The organism is Eubacterium ramulus (genome assembly GCF_003122485.1).
In the GTDB taxonomy this organism is placed as follows: Bacteria; Bacillota; Clostridia; order Lachnospirales; family Lachnospiraceae; genus Eubacterium_I; species Eubacterium_I ramulus_A.
In genome coordinates this window covers 1-16,827 of the sequence record NZ_JRFU01000104.1, presented here as the reverse complement: position 1 = coordinate 16,827, position 16,827 = coordinate 1, and the positions used below count along the sequence as shown (strand labels likewise).

Genomic DNA, 16,827 nt, shown 5'->3' with positions numbered 1-16,827 from the left:
ATGAAATCAATTCTTCTAATTGGTCTGGGGCGATTTGGAAAGCATATTGCCCTGCACTTAAATCATTTGGGTCATCAAGTGATGGCGGTAGATACTTCGGAGGAACGTGTAGAGGCTGTTCTGCACCTTGTTACCAATGCACAGATTGGAGACAGTACGAATGCCGATTTCTTGGAATCTCTCGGTGTTCGCAACTATGATGTATGCATTGTGGCCATCGGCAACAACTTTCAAAGTTCATTGGAAACAACTTCTCTGCTCAGCGAATTAGGAGCGATGTTTGTAGTTTCCAGAGCTGCAACTGATGTTCAGGAAAAATTTTTGCTGCGTAACGGTGCAAATGAAGTAGTCTACCCGGAAAAACAGCTCGCAAAGTGGACAGCAATCCGTTACAGTGCGGATCACATTCTCGATTACATAGAACTGGATGAAAATCATGCCATGTTTGAGATTCCCATTCCCAAAGATTGGGCGGACCATTCGATTGGAGAGCTTGATATTCGTAAAAAATTCAATATTAACATTATGGGAATCAAGAAAAGTGGCAAGCTGGAGTTATCTATTTCTTCAGACACAGTGCTGAAAGCAGGAGATACCATGTTGGCGTTGGGAAGTAACAGAAATTTGCAAAAGTGCTTTCATACTTGATTTCAAGAAAAATTAAAGGAATTGGGGGGTGAATCCATGCAGGATGTTATTTTACTTGTAAGTACATCAGCTATATTTATTTTTGGGTATTTTCTGATGAATAAACTGGATGTTTTTCTGGAAAACAATTGGAATAGACAAGAAACTGCTTTGACTTACGGCGAAAACAGCTTGCGAATTGGTTTTTCCAACCCATTAATGGCAGGCGGTCTCGCAGATACTTTCGAGACTTACGGAAAGCAGCATCCAGATGTCTCTATCCATATTTTCAGCGGAGAAGAAAGTGAATTGTGCAGAGAACTGGAAACACACAAATTGGACATAATTTTTTTACCAGAGAATACAGACATATCAAAAAAACTCATTATAATGCACGGATGGTGCTTCTTCGTTGCGCCCCAGTTGTGATGGAATATGCTGACTTGCCCATTGAGCCGATTACCCAGAATCAAATCACACAAATAGCACTATGGAGGGATTCCAAAAAATCACCTGTCATCGATTTTTTCATTGGATGCCTGAACAAATTTGCCGTGGATTAGTCGCAGATGTAGGTTTTGACGTTGTGTGTTATAATATTGAAAAAGGGAATCGCTTTTGCTTGAGTGACAGATAGGAGGGTTAAAATGGAACTGCCAAGACAAGATCCGGATCAGCTTCTTCGTGCGATCCGTAACGATGCATCTACTAAGAAAAGCGGAAAACTCAAAATCTTTTTCGGTTATGCCGCAGGTGTCGGAAAGACCTATGCCATGCTTCAGGCGGCTCATCAGGCTAAGGAGCGTGGCATTGATGTGGTTGCTGGATACATAGAACCCCATGCCCGACCCCAGACGATGGCACTTCTGGACGGCTTGGAGCAGCTTCCTGTGAAACAAGTTGCTTACGAAGGAATGACCCTTCGTGAATTTGATATTGATGCTGCGCTCAAGCGAAATCCCCAGCTCATACTGGTGGATGAGTTTGCCCATACCAACGCCGAAAGCAGTCGGCACACGAAGCGGTATCAGGATGTTCAGGAACTGCTAAATACTGGAATTGATGTCTATACGACTGTAAATGTCCAACATATCGAGAGTCTCAACGATACAGTAGCCTCTATCACCGGAATTCTTGTGCGGGAGCGCATTCCGGATTCCACCTTTGATCAAGCAGATCAGGTAGAACTGGTGGATATTGAGCCTGCGGAGTTGCTGGAACGACTGGCAAGTGGAAATGTGTACAGGGAAGATCAGGCGCAGCGGGCAACAGTTAATTTCTTCACGCTGGAAAATCTCACCGCATTGCGGGAAATCGCCCTCCGTCGGTGCGCCGACCGGGTGAACTTGCTGACGGAAAGCGCCAGAGTACAGAGCCGAGGCGATTACCATACAGACGAGCGCATTCTGGCATGTCTTTCCTCGTCGCCATCCAACGCAAAAATCATTCGGACAGCTGCAAGGATGGCAAGAGCCTTTCGGGGAACATTTACCGCTCTTTATGTGGAAACGCCAAATACAGCGGCGATGAGTGACGATGATAAAAAGCGTTTGCAGGATAATAAGCGTCTGGCCCAGCAACTTGGCGCTGCGATTGAGACAAGTTATGGCGATGACGTGCCTTATCAGATTGCGGAATTTGCCCGTCTTTCCGGCATCTCAAAAATCGTAATTGGACGAAGTACCATTGCACGAAAGAATATTTTCAGCAAGCCCACCTTGACGGAACGCCTGATTTCCAGCGTACCTAATCTGGATATTCATGTGATACCGGATGCCAGCACAGGAACCAGCTATCAGGAAAAAAAGAGAAAGGCGCAGGTAGATGCGATGCCCCTGCGTGATGTTCTGAAGAGTATCATCGTACTGCTGGCAGCTACACTGATTGGCTGTGGCTTTGATGCTCTTGGGTTCACGGAGAGTAATATTATCGCAGTTTACATATTAGGCGTACTTGTGACCGCTGTAATCACAACCAACCGACTGTGCGGGATTCTGACCTCGGTTGTCAGTGTGCTGGTTTTCAATTTCTTTTTTACCACTCCGAGACTGACATTCCATTTTGACGATCCAAACTATATTGTTACCTTTACCATTATGTTTATAGTAACACTGCTTTCCGGATCTCTCGCTACCCGGCTGAAAGAAAATGCGAAACAATCTGCTCATACAGCTTACCGTACAAAGATTCTTTTTGAAACCAACCAGCTTTTGCAAAAAGAACAGGATGAGAATGCGGTAATCACCGCTACGGCAGGGCAGCTCATGAAGCTGCTGAAAAAAGATATCGTCGTCTACCTGTCTGATGGTAAAGAACTTGCCACCCCCAACGTTTTTCGTACTGTTAATAGCACTCAAGAGGATTTAATTTCTGAGAATGAGAAAGCAGTCGCCGATTGGGCCTTCCGAAATAACAAACACGCAGGAGCAGCGACTGATACATTATCCAGTGCAAAGTGTCTATACCTTGTGATTCGGGTTAACCAGAATGTATATGGAGTAGCTGGTATTGCTGTGAACGGTACTCCATTGGACTCTTTTGAAAATAGCGTGCTTCTTTCCATTCTTGGCGAGTGCGCATTGGCGCTGGAAAACATCAAAAATGCCAAGGAGAAGGAGGAAGCGGCTGTCCTGGCACAAAATGAACAACTTCGTGCCAACCTGCTGCGGGCAATCTCCCATGATCTTCGGACGCCTTTGACAGCGATTTCCGGCAGCGCAGACAATTTGCTTGCAAATTATAAAAAAATGGACGATGCACTACGGGAGCAGACCTTTACTGATATTTATGACGATTCCATGTGGCTAATCAATCTGGTTGAAAATTTGTTAGCAGTCACACGAATTGAGGGCGGACAGGTCAATCTAACTCGGAGTATCGAACTCATGGATGAGGTCGTTTCTGAAGCGCTGAAGCACATCAACAGAAAAAGTAAAGAACACACCATTCGTGTGACCAGCGGTAAAGACTTTATCCTTGCCCACATTGACGCGAAGCTGATCGTTCAGGTGATTATCAATTTGGTTGACAACGCCATCAAATATACCCCTGTCGGTTCAGTAATTGAAATACACACCGATCAAAAAGAGCAATGGGTCACGGTTTCTGTTTCCGACAACGGCCCTGGGATTCCCGATGAGCAGAAACCCCGTATTTTCGATATGTTTTATAGTGGGGCCAATAAAGTGGTCGACAGCCGCAGAAGCCTTGGATTGGGGCTGTCCCTCTGTAAGTCCATTGTGACCGCCCACGGCGGCACGATTTCCGTATCAGACAATCAGCCAAATGGCACTGCTTTTAAATTTACATTACCTGCAGGGGAGGTAGAACTTCATGAATAAACCTTTGATATTAGTGGTTGAGGATGACCCGTCTGTACGAAATCTCATTACGACCACTTTAAAAACAAATGATTATCGTTATGTGGTAGCACCTAATGGCTCGGCAGCCATTATGGAGGCCACATCGCACAATCCTGAAATCATCTTACTGGATTTGGGCTTGCCGGATATGGATGGCGTTCAAGTCATTCAAACGGTTCGCTCTTGGTCCAATGTTCCGATTATTGTAATCAGCGCCCGAAGCGAGGATAACGATAAAATCAAGGCGCTGGATGCCGGAGCGGACGATTATTTGACAAAGCCCTTTTCGGTAGAAGAACTGCTGGCACGACTTCGGGTGACGCAGCGAAGACTCTCTCTGATGACGGCAGAGATGCTTACTGCCAGTTCTGTATTTGTGAATGGTAAGTTGAAAGTGGATTATGCTGGGGGATGCGCTTATCTGGATGAAAACGAACTTCACCTGACACCCATTGAGTATAAGCTGTTGTGTCTGCTGTCCAAGAATGTCGGCAAGGTACTGACCCATACCTTTATCACACAAAATATCTGGGGCCGCAGTTGGGATAACGATGTGGCTTCGCTGCGGGTATTTATGGCAACATTGCGAAAAAAACTGGAGCCAACAGAGGAATCTCCACAATATATTCAAACACATATTGGTGTGGGCTACCGCATGATGAAAATAGAATAACGCTATGAGGACGGCCAGTGTTCTCTATGAAAAATAGACGATTGAGTTTCGGATTGTCATAATCATTTTTTGTTATTTGGAAAGGAAATCAATACCACACTTGCTACATTTATTGAAAATGGACAAGGAAAAGGCGTTGTACGGCAAGACATAATTCCGATGTTGACAGTTTACATTTTTTGGTCAACCGTTGCTATTTAACAGCGATGATTTGCGCTTGAGATGTCGCGGCGGTTGAAACCAAACATTTCTGCCGCCGTTTCCCTTATGAAAAATGAGAAATCGGAGGGTGTGTTAAAGTCACCCTTTTTGAGAATGCGGCGGTATCGTGGAGGTAGCGCCATGTCCATTTTTGTTTTACGCAGCACTCACGATCTTCACCAATAAAAAAAGCATTGCTCCTCCTCCGGGCAAGTATAACATTGCATCGGCATTATCGTTCCATGTAATTCAGTATAATAATGGCTGTTCTTGGCGCGCCAGTTTTCCCTCACGGAAATCTGGCATTTTTTGTTGCCATTTTTTCGGAGATGACCCGGTTGCCTGCCGGTGTCGGTCTCCGCCTCCATTCGATTCACCCGTCAATCACCCGTGAATCGAAATGGAGGTACATAATGAAGAAAATTAACCTTCGGGAACTTTATCCTGATGTTTATACAACAGACTTTTTTGTAGATGTGACAGAGGAAGTAATGGAGACTATATCGTACCTATTTTCTTACGGGAAGATTCAAAAGAGTATTATCAATATCCAAAAGAACTTACTCAACCAGAATCATATGAGATATTTACAAGAGATTTTGCCAGTATTCATATGACACTTGCCACTTCTCAGATATATTATTATGGAATCAATGAAAAGACATTGGAAACGGAAATCTTTTCGTTTGCCTATTCGTCCGAAAAAAAATGTTATGTAGCAAGTGATTGCCAGACTGTCTTGTGTGATGAATTTGTCCGTGAAATCAAAAAGGAAGTGCTTTATCTCCGGAAAGTTTCCAGATAACAGACAAGAGGACTTGCAAGGTTCGTGACCTTTCAGGTCCTCTGCATAGCATGGTTGGATACCGTCCGTTCTGTCAAGGACTGCCCTGACGGCGTATCGGCTTCGCCTTGTTCCTTGACATCACTAGGTAGAAAAAGATAGTATCATAACAAGGATTTTTCCTTTAAACGTTCTCTAATATGTATTTCGGTTAATGGTTCATCAAAATCAACAGTTAATAAAGTTACCCCCTTTTCCCGACATATTCTTGCTTTTCTGAAATCGTGTTCTTTTTGCTTTTTCAACTGTTTTTCACCGCCCCAATGTTTGATTGGATTGTAATGTTGCTGTCCTTGATATTCTATTCCAAGTTTAATTGAAGGAATTATGAAAGAAAGCGGAAAATTCGTGAGATGATTAAATACGATAAATTATGGGAGACAATGAAAGCCAAAGGCATTTCACAATATGATTTGTATACGCATTATCATATGAATCGTTCTTAACTGAACAGGTTAAGACATAATCAGAATGTTGAAGTGAATACCATTGATAAGTTTTGCCATATATATGACATTTTTGCAAATCTGGTAATATATGCCGCTGGTTGAAATGCGACAAATATATGACACGAAAATAATATTCCGACATATATATGCCACTGTTTAAAGTACGACAAATATATGTCACAAAAACAAATAGATCGACGTATACTTGCCACCGATTGAAAATATGACAAGTATATGCCACAGAAGAAATGAAAAAATGCATGAAGAGAAGAAAATACACACTTATATTTGGTCGGAAGAGTAGTGAGAGGCCAGAAACGGTTTACTCGTTTATATGCAGGGAGGCGTGGAGCCGACCTAAATATATGAACGAGTAAACCGTTAAGTGGGGGTAGAAGCGGTGTAACCAGAGCGTGCAGTAGAAGAATTTTATAAAATTTATTCAGAAATTTAGTAAGAAATTAAAAATTTGGATTAGAAAGGGACAAAAATGGCAGTCAAAAATTTTTTATCTTTCATACTATATATGTAACAAGATAAATGGAGAAAAACAGATGCGACATTGAAACAATGAAACATCAGCAAAATGTCGAAAGACATCAAGTGGAAAGCACGGCATCGGCTTTGCAGATGTCAGCAGGTCAAATGATCTGCAAAATGGAGTAGACGGTGGTTAACCGTCCGAACCGCTGATGCGGCGGAGAAAAGTATTTGAGTATCGTACTTAAAAAACAGATGCTTACCAGTAGTTGAAGTACTGGACTATGGCAATTAAGCTGCCACTACTTTAACAAAAGCTGGTTCAGATCGCGCATATCTGGAACTGTTTGTCGTAAGACAAGCATAAAATGCGGCAGGAATCTCAAGCCCAAAGATTTCGGGATGCATACTAATTAGGTAATAAGCGGATTAGACGTATTTGCACGTATTGTTCCGCTGAATACCGAAAGAGGTAATGCTATCACAAAATCGTAATCGAGACTGCAGACGCAAGCAGTAAAAACGCGTTATGAAAGTCATACGCTGGACTTGCCGAGAGAATCGGTTCAAAAAATGGCGTAGCGGAAGTCTTTAATGGAAGACATTCTGCGGCAAATTGTTTTAACGAAAATTTCAGAGAAAGGAGGAAACAGGTAAAATGGGAAGAAAAAAGTCAAAGTATTACAAAAGGACACTTCATCAGCAGACTTATGACAGGTTTCAGAGGATGATTGCTTTTGGTGAGTCAAAAACAGATGCAAAAAAGAACGGAACAACTGGAAACAAAATATATTCAAAAAGTACTTATCAGACGTATAAAAAGCATATCAATTATTTTGTCAAATATATTATGAAAACGTATCCGGAAGTTAAAAGTATGAAAAAAGCAAAAAAGTATGTTGCAGAGTGGCTGGAATTGAGAGTTGCAGAAGGATGTTCTGCATGGACAATCAATTTGGAAGCGGCAGCACTTAATAAATTTTACGAGATTGCGCCAGATGATCCAAAGCGATTTCAATGTCCACGTAGAAACAGAGTAGATATCAAAAGAAGCCGTGGTCAGAAAGAGCGAGATAAACATTTTTCAAAACTGACGAATGAAGAACTGATTCATTTTTGTCAGGCTTGCGGATTTCGGCGTAATGTATTGGAGCGTCTGCGTGGGGATGATCTATATGATCGCCAAAGAGTGGAGCAGTGTTTGCTACAGGCTAGAAAAGAACATGATATGTCTATGACCAAAGCGTGTGAAGATGCATTACACTTTTTTTCGGATCAGGAGTATTTCATTTTGCATCGCAAAGACAAAGGTGGGAAGACAAGACTTGCACCGATTGTAGGCCCACATAAAGATGAGATTATACGCAGAATGAAGAATACAGCTCCGAATGATTTAGTGTGGAACTATATAAATAGCAACTGTGATGTGCACGGATATCGGTCAGATTATGCGACGTATTTGTACAAGCTGTATGCAAGACCGATTAAATCATTGGATTACAAAAAGAAAATTTTATGTGCGGATGGAAAGTTACGTTCAGAAATTTATGTGTGCAGATCCGATGAGAAAGGTAAAAAACTTGACCGAAAAGCAATCAGGGCTGTGAGCGTTGCTCTTGGACATAATCGCGAGGATACCGCAATTACAAGCTATATTCGCAATTTGTGATGGAAATATGAATGGCGATATAAACAAACAGTAACAGTGTAATTTGATAAATTTGTAAACGTATACGCGTAAACGTTTACATAATAATTTGAAAGGATAAAAGCAATGAGCCGAAAATTAACTGATGAAGTAAAAGATGAAAAGAAACCGAAAAGTATAAGAATGAGAGATACTACAGATGCGTATTTTGAAGAGACAATTGGATTATATATTCATGAAACTGATTCTAAGAATGAGCAGAGAGAACTCGCATTGATAAGAATTTTGGACATCGCTAATTCTGAAAAAACGCGAGGTACGCATCCAGAATTAGAGTCTGTCCTGACAGCGGTTGATCAGACTCTTGTAACTTTGGTGAAACAGATTAATGCTGTTGTTGCTGGACAGGATAATACGATTACGGAATTGAGAAGTCAATTATCTGATGCAATTGCGTTGAAAAATAAGATCCGCGATGAAGCCGATGCGCAGGTAACAGATGCAAAATCTAAGTTAAAAGAAGCAGAGTGCATGGCAGCGGCAAATGCTGATGTGGTTGAACAGGCAACAAAAGAAGCGGAAGAAGCAAAAGAGTATGTAGATACCGTTGTAAAATTGGCAGCAGAAAAAGATGTAACAATTGCAAATCTGAAAGAAAAACTTGCATCAGCAGAAGAAAAGATGATTAAGTATACGAAAATGGTAGAAACAGAAAAAGACTATCAGGGGCGTATACAAGAATTAGAACATACATTACTGGAAAATGAGAAAAACCATGAGTTGAAAATGCATGAGTTACAGTCAGAAATGAAGCAGAAACTTTCCGAAGCTGAAAGCAAAGTACAGATTGAAGTATTTCAGTCTATATCTGATACGGAGCGTGAAGTAAGAAATATGTATGAAGAAAAACTCAGAGATGCAGACAAAGAAGTGATCAGATTGCAGATTCAATTGGAACAGTTGAATTCTAAGTAATTGACTTTGAAATTATGCTAGGCATATAAAACAAGTATCTTGACGAAATCACGGTAGCATTTTTAAAAGAATGGTATCTGGACAAAATTGAGCAGTTGCATCTGACAAATAAGCAGTTTAAAGAAATGAAATCACTTTTGAACATGCTGTATGATTATGCAATCGATTCAAGCATCATAAAATATAATGTTTCACGAAATGTTCGAAATATATCCTATAAAAAATTTGCACAGCCAAAGAAAAAGACGGCAGAAGAGCAGATTTTTATGGGAAAAGAAGAAACATCCGTTATTGAATTGGCCATGAAACAATATAAAAAAACAAAAAATGTCGCGTATCTGGCAATTGGTTTGAATTTTACGTTAGGATTACGTGTTGGAGAACTTGTTGCGTTGAAAAAAGAAGATTTTTCTGAAAAAGTAGTACATATTCAACGTCAGGAAGTAAAAAAGTATATACATGATGAGTCTGGGGCGGTAAAACGTGATGGATATGAAGTTGTGTGGTATACAAAAACAAGAGAATCCAATCGTGAAATTGTACTTACCAGTAATGCAAAGGCATTTTTTAAACTGATATGTCAGATCAATGAACAGAAAGGGTTCTGTTCGGAATATCTGCTTTTAAATGCGCAGGGAGAACGGATGCACAATGATGCAATCAATAATACACTGCGCAGAATCAATAAAAAAATTGAAACATCACAAAAAGGAAATCACAGTATCAGAAAAACGTGTATTTCGAATTTAGCAGCATCGAAGCTTTTGTCAGATGAAGAAATCAGAATGTTTGCAGGTCATAAAGATATTTCTACGACACAGCAGAGTTACATTTTTGCAACGGAACCGCTGGAAGATAGAGTATCTGCCTACGAAGCGGCAATCAGTGGCAAAATGCCGGATGTGAACGTGTTCAAGGGTGTTCAAACAATTTAAAAATAAAAAAAGCGCGGAAGCCTTGATTTATAAGGCTTCCGCACCAAATTAAATAATGCGGAAGATGGGACTTGAACCCACACGATTGCAATAATCACAAGATCCTTAGTCTTGCTCGTCTGCCAGTTCCGACACTTCCGCATTTGTCATTATGTAGTTGTTTCAAACGACTTGATTATAATAACAAAATAAGTAGGAGATGTCAAGCTATATTTAAAAATTATTTAAAAATGCAAAGACATCATCCCAGTATTCATCTCCCAGAAGATACATGGCTTCTCCATGGCCTGCGCCCGGAGCGGTGATTTTTTCTTTGTTATCACCAGGTTTTGCCTGATATAAAGTATCCATCATTTCATATGGAATGAAATCATCGACTGTGCCATGGATGAACAGCATTGGTTTTTCACAGTTTTTTACCTGATCCAGAGCAGATGCTTCTTTGAATGAATAACCGGCTTTTGCTATGGCAAACAGGTTTGCTGTATACATCAGCGGAAATTTCGGCATGCCAAATCGAAGTTTTAATTCACTGGAGAAAATGTCCCATACGCTGGTATAACCGCAGTCTTCAACGAAGGCAACTACCTGATCCAGAGTATCTTCTCCGGCTGTCATCATGGTTGTGGCAGCACCCATGGAAATACCGTGAATAACGATTTTGGCATCGGAATCCTGAGCAATGATCCAGTCAATCCAGGAAAGAATATCTTTTCGGTCTAACCATCCCATTCCAAGATAATTGCCATCCGTATCACCGCAGGCACGAAGATCTGGTGTTAATACCTGATAATTGTGATCGTGATAATGCTGAGCCAGACTGGTTGCACCGAGGTGGTCGCCACGGTAGCCATGCAGGGCAATGACCCAGTCATGGGAGTTGCCATTTGGATAATAGATGCCACTGCAGTGAATATCATCCTCAGATGTGATCTCAACTGTCTGACCGGGATTTTCAGCAAGAAATGTTTCGTTTGCTTCCTGCTGTGCAATTTTTCCTTCTGCAATGGTACGTTCGGTATCATCGGCAGTTTCCGGGATTTCCAGTGCAACAGTTCTATTTCCACCATCACCAGAGCGGCCAATAGAATAATTTACAAGGTAATTTCCGGCAAACAGGGAAATCAGAACGAGCAGAGCAACAAAAATTGTCAGGATGATCAGTATGATCTTTTTGATGCTGAGTTTTTTCTTTTTTATGATTTTCATTTATGTAAAAACCTTTCTTTGAAATTTGTTTGATTATCAAACTATTTTAATATACATGATTTTAGAGGAATATTCAAGAAAAATAATATTTAAAGTGAAGTAATGTTTTTGGAGTAAATGTGCGTGGACTAACGATAGAAAATTGTGAGATGAATTATAATTTTATGACGACACAGCAGAGTTACATTTTTGCAACGGAACCGCTGGAAGATAGGGTATCTGCCTATGAAGCAGCAATCAGTGGCAAAATGCCACATGTGAACGTGTTCAAGGGTGTTCAAACAGTTTAAAAACAAAAAAAGCGCGGAAGCCTTGATTATAAGGCTTTTGCACCAAATTAAATAATGCGGAAGATGGGGCGCACGAGATCCGGTGGATCTCGGATTTGCGCCGACCGGAGCGAAGCGGAGATATGAACCTTGGGTTCATGTCTCCGTCCGCAAAAAAGACCCCAACCAAAGGTTGAGGTCTTTTGATGCGGAAGATGGGACTTGAACCCACACGACTGCAATAGTCACAAGATCCTTAGTCTTGCTCGTCTGCCAGTTCCGACACTTCCGCATGTGTCGTCATTATTGTTTCCGACAAGAAGAAATGATACCAAAAGTAAGGCATAATGTCAACAGTTTTTCGGAAAAAATATAAAAAATATGCATTTGAAAAAACAGAAAAAAAGTGTTGACATTTAAATGTCGTTGTTGTATTATATGCTTTGTCAGCTGCGGGGCAGCAAAGCAATTTGATATGCAGGAATGGCGGAATTGGCAGACGCGCACGGTTCAGGTCCGTGTGACTATTGCAGTCATGAGGGTTCAAGTCCCTTTTCCTGCATTTTACATCAACGATGCAGCAAACAATTTAATACGCAGGAATGGCGGAATTGGCAGACGCGCACGGTTCAGGTCCGTGTGACTATTGCAGTCATGAGGGTTCAAGTCCCTTTTCCTGCATCATTGAAATCAGCAGAGAATATCTGCTGATTTTTTTGCCGTAAAGAGAAAAATTGGTATCTTAACGATATATCTTTTTTTGCGTGAACAATGGAATATTTCTTTTTATAAGTACAATCATTTTCTGAACACATGTAATGAATAAAATGTAATATACTGATACGAATTTACAGTATTTGGGAAAAATCCTTCTATATTTCTTTACCCTAAAGTAGTAAAATTATTTTTATAAGATGAGTGATAGATATATTAAAAATCAGTTCAATTTGGGGGCAGACAATGAACACTACAAACATAAAAAAAGAATCTAGAAAAATATCTTTATGGGAAAAATTCAGCTACAGCGGTGGAGACGTGGCAAGCTGCATTACATTTGGTGCAGTCAGTTCTTACCTTTCCTATTATTATACGGATATCGCAGGAATTTCCATTGCGGCAGTGGGCGTGATCTTTGGTGTGACGAGGTTAATAGAAGCACTGGTGAATTTCCTGACGGGAGTCGCCATTGACGGCAGTCATTTCAAAGGGGGCAAGGCAAAGCCTTTTATTTATACCACCACGATTCCGCTGACGATTATGTTTATCCTTGTTTTTATGGTGCCGGATCTGAGCGCACACGGGAAAGTGCTGTTTGCGTTTGTTACCTATTTGCTATTCTGCATTTTGTATGCGGTCAACAATACCGGTTATGGCACGTTGCTGTCATTGCTCACCAGTGATGTAAAAGAACGCCGTGTATTGAACAGTTTTAAAGTATTTGGAAGCGGAACCGGAAGTCTGCTGGTGAGCTTTCTGACCTTGCCGTTGGTGGCGTTGTGCGGTGTGCAGGGACGTTTCAGTTTTGCACCGGTGGCGGTAATTTACGGTGTGATAAATCTGGTGTTACTTGGAAACTGTAGTATTTCCTGTCGGGAACGTGTGCGGACAGAAGGGGAAGCGCGCATGAGTTTAAAAGAATCTCTGCAATGTGCGGTAAAAAGCCGTTCCTGGATTTTGCTCTGTGTGATCGGGGCTTGCGTCATGGTTGTGATGATCCTGCAAAACCAGAGCATTATGTATTATTCCAAATATATTCTGATGGATGAAAGCCGGGCAACTTTAATTCTTACGATCTATACGATGGCGCAGCTTTTGGCGGCGTTGTTTATGGATAAGATGCTCAATCGGCTTGGAAACAGAAACTGCATGCTGTTTGGATTTGGAGCCTTTCTGGTGCTGACAGTGGTTATGTTTGTGTGCAGAAAAAATCTGGTCTTGTTCTGTGTATTTATGCTTTTGGCAGAACTTGGAAAAAGCATGGCAACCAGTCCGTGTTATGCCATCTGTGCAGATACAGTGGATGAAGTGGAATCGTTGACCGGAAAACGCCCGCAGGGTGTGATGACATCTTTTATGATGTGCACGATGAAAGCGGGAACAGCTATCGCCGGTGTGGTATTTTCGGCTGTGCTTCATGCGGGACATTATGCGGCAGAGGCAGCGCAGAAAAGCCCGGAAGCGATTCGTGCAATTTATATGAATCTGTTCTGGCTTCCGATGCTGATCGTGGCAGGCTGCATGGTGCTGGCATTTTTCTTCAAACGGCAGCCGGATCAAAAATAAGGAAAAAATTAGAGGCAAAGAGAGACTTCTCTTTTTACACACTCTGTGCTATAATGTGACGACAAGTGACAAGACAGACAAAATAAAGAAATTAAATGAATTAATTACGCATGAAAATGTATTTGTCTATTCTATGAAAAAGTCATGCTCTTATAGCAATATGAGAAAATATAAAGGAGAGAAGTTTTATGAAAAAAGTACTGAATCACATTTTTATTGATGGTTTGAGTGGAATGGCGCTTGGACTTTTTTCCACACTGATCATCGGAACGATCATTGGACAGATTGGAACTTTAGTTGGAAATGAGATTGGAACTTATCTGATTGCGATTTCCAGTGTGGCAAAAACAGTGACCGGAGCAGGTATTGGTGTCGGTGTCGCTGCAAAGTTTAAACAGGGACCGCTTGTAACAGTTTCTGCTGCGGTGGCCGGTATGATCGGAGCGTTTCCGGCACTGGGAATGGAAAGTTTTGCATTGGGAAAAGCAGGAGAGCCTCTGGGAGCTTTTGTGGCAGCTCTGATCGGCATTGAGTGCGGCAGGCTGGTTGCAGGAAGAACAAAAATTGATATTATTTTGACGCCACTGGTATCCATTTGTACCGGTGCGGCAGCAGGATTTATCGTGGGACCGCCAATTTCCAACTTTATGAAATGGCTTGGAAATCTGGTAAATATTAACGTAGAGGCATCTCCGATCCTTGGTGGTATCGCAGTATCGGTTCTGATGGGAATGATTCTGACATTGCCGATCAGTTCCGCGGCACTTGGCGTTTCCATGGGACTGACAGGACTGGCAGCAGGCGCGGCAACCATCGGATGCTGTTGTCAGATGGTTGGCTTTGCGGTTGCAAGTTATCGTGAAAACAAATTTGGCGGATTTATCGCACAGGGAATCGGAACATCCATGCTTCAGGTACCAAATATTCTGCGCAGGCCGCTGATTTGGCTGCCACCGATTATTTCCAGCGCGATTTTGGGACCGATCGCATCTGCGGTCTTACATATGGTAAGTACACCGATCGGATCAGGAATGGGTTCCGCAGGTTTCGTTGGACAGATCGCAGCTTATGGCGCAATGATTGAGACAGGAATGTCATCCAAAGTGGCACTGATTCAGATTATTCTCATGCATTTTGTTCTGCCGGCAGTTGTGACATTGATTTTCTCAGAAGGAATGAGAAAAGCCGGATGGATCAAAGACGGTGACATGAAACTGGAAGTATAGAATTTGAAAAATAGAAATGATACCAAAATCCATTTACAAAATGTGGGCTATATTTTGTAAATGGATTTTTTTGTGAATGGTACAGGGAATGGTGACGTAAATTCTATGGAATATCGAAGGATTGGTTGAACATTTTTACGGATTGTTATAAAGTAATAGCAACACAAGTAAATGTTTGCTGGAGGTAGAATGGTATGGAAAACTTTGTATATGAAACACCCACGAAAGTTTATTTTGGAAAAGAGGAAGAATTAAACGTTGGAAAAATCATTGCCGGATATGCACCGAAAAAAGTGTTGGTTCATTTTGGTGGTCAGTCTGCCAGAAAAAGTGGACTGTTAGACCGCGTGGAAAAAGCGTTGGAAGCAGAAGGCATTGCTTATGTGGAACTTGGCGGTGTGACAGCAAATCCGGAGCTGAAGCTTGTGCGGGAAGGTATCGCACTCTGCCAGCGGGAAGGCATTGATTTTGTACTGGCAGTCGGTGGAGGTTCTGTACTGGATTCTTCCAAAGACATTGCAAACGGTGTGGCAAATCCGGACGTCGATGTATGGGATTTCTCCCTTGGAAAATGTGTACCGCAGAAAACATTGCGAAAAGGTGCGATTCTGACACTGGCAGCAGCTGGTTCGGAAATGTCCAATTCCTGTGTTATCACAAATACAGAAACAAACGAAAAGCGAGGCTATGGATGTAGCTGCAACCGTATGGATTTTGCCATTGAAAATCCGGAACTGACCTATACCGTGAACCCGTATCAGACAGCTTGTGGTATCGTGGATATTGCAATGCATACGATTGAGCGTTATTTCTGCCCGGGCGAAGACACTTATCTGACGGATGCCATTGCAGAAGCTGTGATCAAAAACGTGATGAAAGCCGGAAAAGACTGTCTGGCAGATCCGGAAAATTATGAAGCGCGTGCAAATATGATGTGGGCATCTTCACTGGCTCATAATGGTCTGACAGGATGTGGACGAAAGACTCAGCTTGTTGTTCACCAATTAGAGCATGAGGTTTCCGGAATGTATACACAGGTGGCACACGGAGCTGGCTTGGCAGCACTCTGGTGCAGTTGGGCACGTTATGTATACAAGGCAAACATCAACCGCTGGTTACAGTATGCACAGAATGTATGGAATGTAGATGTGGATTTTGAACACCCGGAGAAAACCATTGAGACGGCCATTAACATGCAGGAAGCATTTTATGCATCTATTGGAATGCCAACAAATTTGAAAATGCTTGGTGTGAAAGAAACAGATTTGGAGATGCTGGCGTTTAAGTGCTCCAGAGGGAAAACACGTACACTGATTGGTTACAAAGAACTGGCATACGATGACATATTGGAAGTGTTCTGTATGGCGTATGATGTCTAAAAACTCAGTTAGTGGAGAGTAAATGATGAATTTTATTGATTCTTATAAGAAACTTGAAAAATTATGCAATGAGATGTACGGCGATAAGCATGGTGTCTCATTATATATTGATGAAATGATTAATACACCTGTGGGTTCGCGTTATGTTAAAAGTTGGAATGAGGATTTGAACGCAGAATAAGCATTCCCCCGCTTCAAGTGCGTAGAGCACTAAGCAGGGGGGATGCTTATGTCAGTGGGAGTTAAAAGCTCCCACTGACAGGTCGC

General features: G+C 41.7%; 13 protein-coding genes, 4 tRNA genes and 1 pseudogene. 15 read left to right on the top strand and 3 right to left on the bottom strand.

Annotation, left to right across the window (positions count from 1 at the left end; genetic code table 11):
- The 8 genes and pseudogenes from LG34_RS09150 to LG34_RS09100 all read left to right on the top strand — a co-directional run bounded on the left by LG34_RS09150 (position 1) and on the right by LG34_RS09100 (position 10,194).
- The gene (locus LG34_RS09150) at positions 1 to 648 is read left to right on the top strand and encodes a potassium channel family protein (RefSeq protein WP_109215807.1); all 648 of its coding nucleotides are present in this window, start codon (positions 1 to 3) and stop codon (positions 646 to 648) included.
- A 36-nt stretch (positions 649 to 684) separates the two neighbouring features.
- Positions 685 to 1,056, top strand: coding sequence for a hypothetical protein (locus LG34_RS09145; protein ID WP_109215806.1), 372 nt, complete (start codon positions 685 to 687; stop codon positions 1,054 to 1,056).
- A 218-nt stretch (positions 1,057 to 1,274) separates the two neighbouring features.
- Positions 1,275 to 3,968 (top strand): sensor histidine kinase, encoded by a 2,694-nt coding sequence (locus LG34_RS09140; protein ID WP_109215805.1) that lies wholly within the window; start codon positions 1,275 to 1,277, stop codon positions 3,966 to 3,968.
- Entirely contained in the window at positions 3,961 to 4,662 is a 702-nt protein-coding gene (locus LG34_RS09135; protein WP_109215804.1) for a response regulator, read from the top strand. The genes LG34_RS09140 and LG34_RS09135 overlap by 8 nt, the downstream gene beginning before the upstream one ends.
- Before the next feature lie 530 nt (positions 4,663 to 5,192).
- Positions 5,193 to 5,366 (top strand): annotated as a pseudogene (locus LG34_RS17135) (sigma-70 family RNA polymerase sigma factor); the annotation flags it as partial.
- A gap of 1,928 nt (positions 5,367 to 7,294) precedes the next feature.
- Entirely contained in the window at positions 7,295 to 8,305 is a 1,011-nt protein-coding gene (locus LG34_RS09110; protein WP_109215802.1) for a site-specific integrase, read from the top strand.
- Positions 8,306 to 8,410: 105 nt separating this feature from the next.
- Entirely contained in the window at positions 8,411 to 9,259 is an 849-nt protein-coding gene (locus tag LG34_RS09105; protein ID WP_109215801.1) for a hypothetical protein, read from the top strand.
- Positions 9,260 to 9,384: 125 nt separating this feature from the next.
- A complete protein-coding gene (locus LG34_RS09100; protein WP_109215800.1) occupies positions 9,385 to 10,194 on the top strand; it encodes a tyrosine-type recombinase/integrase in 810 nt (269 codons plus the stop codon).
- A 56-nt stretch (positions 10,195 to 10,250) separates the two neighbouring features.
- On the opposite strand, the gene LG34_RS09095 is transcribed toward LG34_RS09100, so the two are convergent.
- A tRNA-Leu gene (locus tag LG34_RS09095) sits at positions 10,251 to 10,335 on the bottom strand.
- 72 nt (positions 10,336 to 10,407) lie between these two features.
- Positions 10,408 to 11,403: an alpha/beta hydrolase gene (locus LG34_RS09090; protein ID WP_109215799.1), complete on the bottom strand. Its 996-nt coding sequence runs from the start codon at positions 11,401 to 11,403 to the stop codon at positions 10,408 to 10,410.
- Positions 11,404 to 11,552: 149 nt separating this feature from the next.
- Between LG34_RS09090 and LG34_RS16740 the strand changes: the two genes are divergently transcribed.
- Complete coding sequence (locus LG34_RS16740) at positions 11,553 to 11,693, top strand: hypothetical protein (protein WP_181369338.1); 141 nt, start codon at positions 11,553 to 11,555, stop codon at positions 11,691 to 11,693.
- 186 nt (positions 11,694 to 11,879) lie between these two features.
- On the opposite strand, the gene LG34_RS09085 is transcribed toward LG34_RS16740, so the two are convergent.
- Positions 11,880 to 11,964, bottom strand: a tRNA-Leu gene (locus LG34_RS09085).
- Between the two features lie 185 nt (positions 11,965 to 12,149).
- Between LG34_RS09085 and LG34_RS09080 the strand changes: the two genes are divergently transcribed.
- From LG34_RS09080 to LG34_RS16735, 6 genes are all read left to right on the top strand, one after another.
- Positions 12,150 to 12,234 (top strand) — tRNA-Leu (locus LG34_RS09080).
- A gap of 34 nt (positions 12,235 to 12,268) precedes the next feature.
- Positions 12,269 to 12,353: transfer RNA gene (locus LG34_RS09075), tRNA-Leu, on the top strand.
- Between the two features lie 279 nt (positions 12,354 to 12,632).
- On the top strand, positions 12,633 to 13,955 hold the full coding sequence (locus LG34_RS09070) for an MFS transporter (RefSeq protein WP_109215798.1): 1,323 nt from the start codon (positions 12,633 to 12,635) through the stop codon (positions 13,953 to 13,955).
- A gap of 188 nt (positions 13,956 to 14,143) precedes the next feature.
- Positions 14,144 to 15,181 (top strand): PTS transporter subunit IIC, encoded by a 1,038-nt coding sequence (locus tag LG34_RS09065; protein ID WP_109215797.1) that lies wholly within the window; start codon positions 14,144 to 14,146, stop codon positions 15,179 to 15,181.
- Positions 15,182 to 15,375: 194 nt separating this feature from the next.
- Positions 15,376 to 16,560 carry an iron-containing alcohol dehydrogenase gene (locus LG34_RS09060; RefSeq protein WP_109215796.1) on the top strand — a complete coding sequence of 395 codons (1,185 nt, stop codon included), beginning with the start codon at positions 15,376 to 15,378 and terminating at the stop codon, positions 16,558 to 16,560.
- 25 nt (positions 16,561 to 16,585) lie between these two features.
- Positions 16,586 to 16,741, top strand: a complete 156-nt coding sequence (locus LG34_RS16735; protein WP_181369337.1) for a DUF6548 family protein — start codon at positions 16,586 to 16,588, stop codon at positions 16,739 to 16,741.
- Positions 16,742 to 16,827: the final 86 nt, after the last annotated feature.

What these genes read in the sequence shown, in the direction of transcription:
- LG34_RS09150 (WP_109215807.1), top strand. Translation starts at nt 1, where the DNA reads ATGAAATCAATTCTTCTAATTGGTCTGGGGCGATTTGGAAAGCATATT.
- LG34_RS09145 (WP_109215806.1), top strand. Translation starts at nt 685, where the DNA reads ATGCAGGATGTTATTTTACTTGTAAGTACATCAGCTATATTTATTTTT.
- LG34_RS09140 (WP_109215805.1), top strand. Translation starts at nt 1,275, where the DNA reads ATGGAACTGCCAAGACAAGATCCGGATCAGCTTCTTCGTGCGATCCGT.
- LG34_RS09135 (WP_109215804.1), top strand. Translation starts at nt 3,961, where the DNA reads ATGAATAAACCTTTGATATTAGTGGTTGAGGATGACCCGTCTGTACGA.
- LG34_RS09110 (WP_109215802.1), top strand. Translation starts at nt 7,295, where the DNA reads ATGGGAAGAAAAAAGTCAAAGTATTACAAAAGGACACTTCATCAGCAG.
- LG34_RS09105 (WP_109215801.1), top strand. Translation starts at nt 8,411, where the DNA reads ATGAGCCGAAAATTAACTGATGAAGTAAAAGATGAAAAGAAACCGAAA.
- LG34_RS09100 (WP_109215800.1), top strand. Translation starts at nt 9,385, where the DNA reads ATGAAATCACTTTTGAACATGCTGTATGATTATGCAATCGATTCAAGC.
- LG34_RS09090 (WP_109215799.1), bottom strand. Translation starts at nt 11,403, where the DNA reads ATGAAAATCATAAAAAAGAAAAAACTCAGCATCAAAAAGATCATACTG.
- LG34_RS16740 (WP_181369338.1), top strand. Translation starts at nt 11,553, where the DNA reads ATGAATTATAATTTTATGACGACACAGCAGAGTTACATTTTTGCAACG.
- LG34_RS09070 (WP_109215798.1), top strand. Translation starts at nt 12,633, where the DNA reads ATGAACACTACAAACATAAAAAAAGAATCTAGAAAAATATCTTTATGG.
- LG34_RS09065 (WP_109215797.1), top strand. Translation starts at nt 14,144, where the DNA reads ATGAAAAAAGTACTGAATCACATTTTTATTGATGGTTTGAGTGGAATG.
- LG34_RS09060 (WP_109215796.1), top strand. Translation starts at nt 15,376, where the DNA reads ATGGAAAACTTTGTATATGAAACACCCACGAAAGTTTATTTTGGAAAA.
- LG34_RS16735 (WP_181369337.1), top strand. Translation starts at nt 16,586, where the DNA reads ATGAATTTTATTGATTCTTATAAGAAACTTGAAAAATTATGCAATGAG.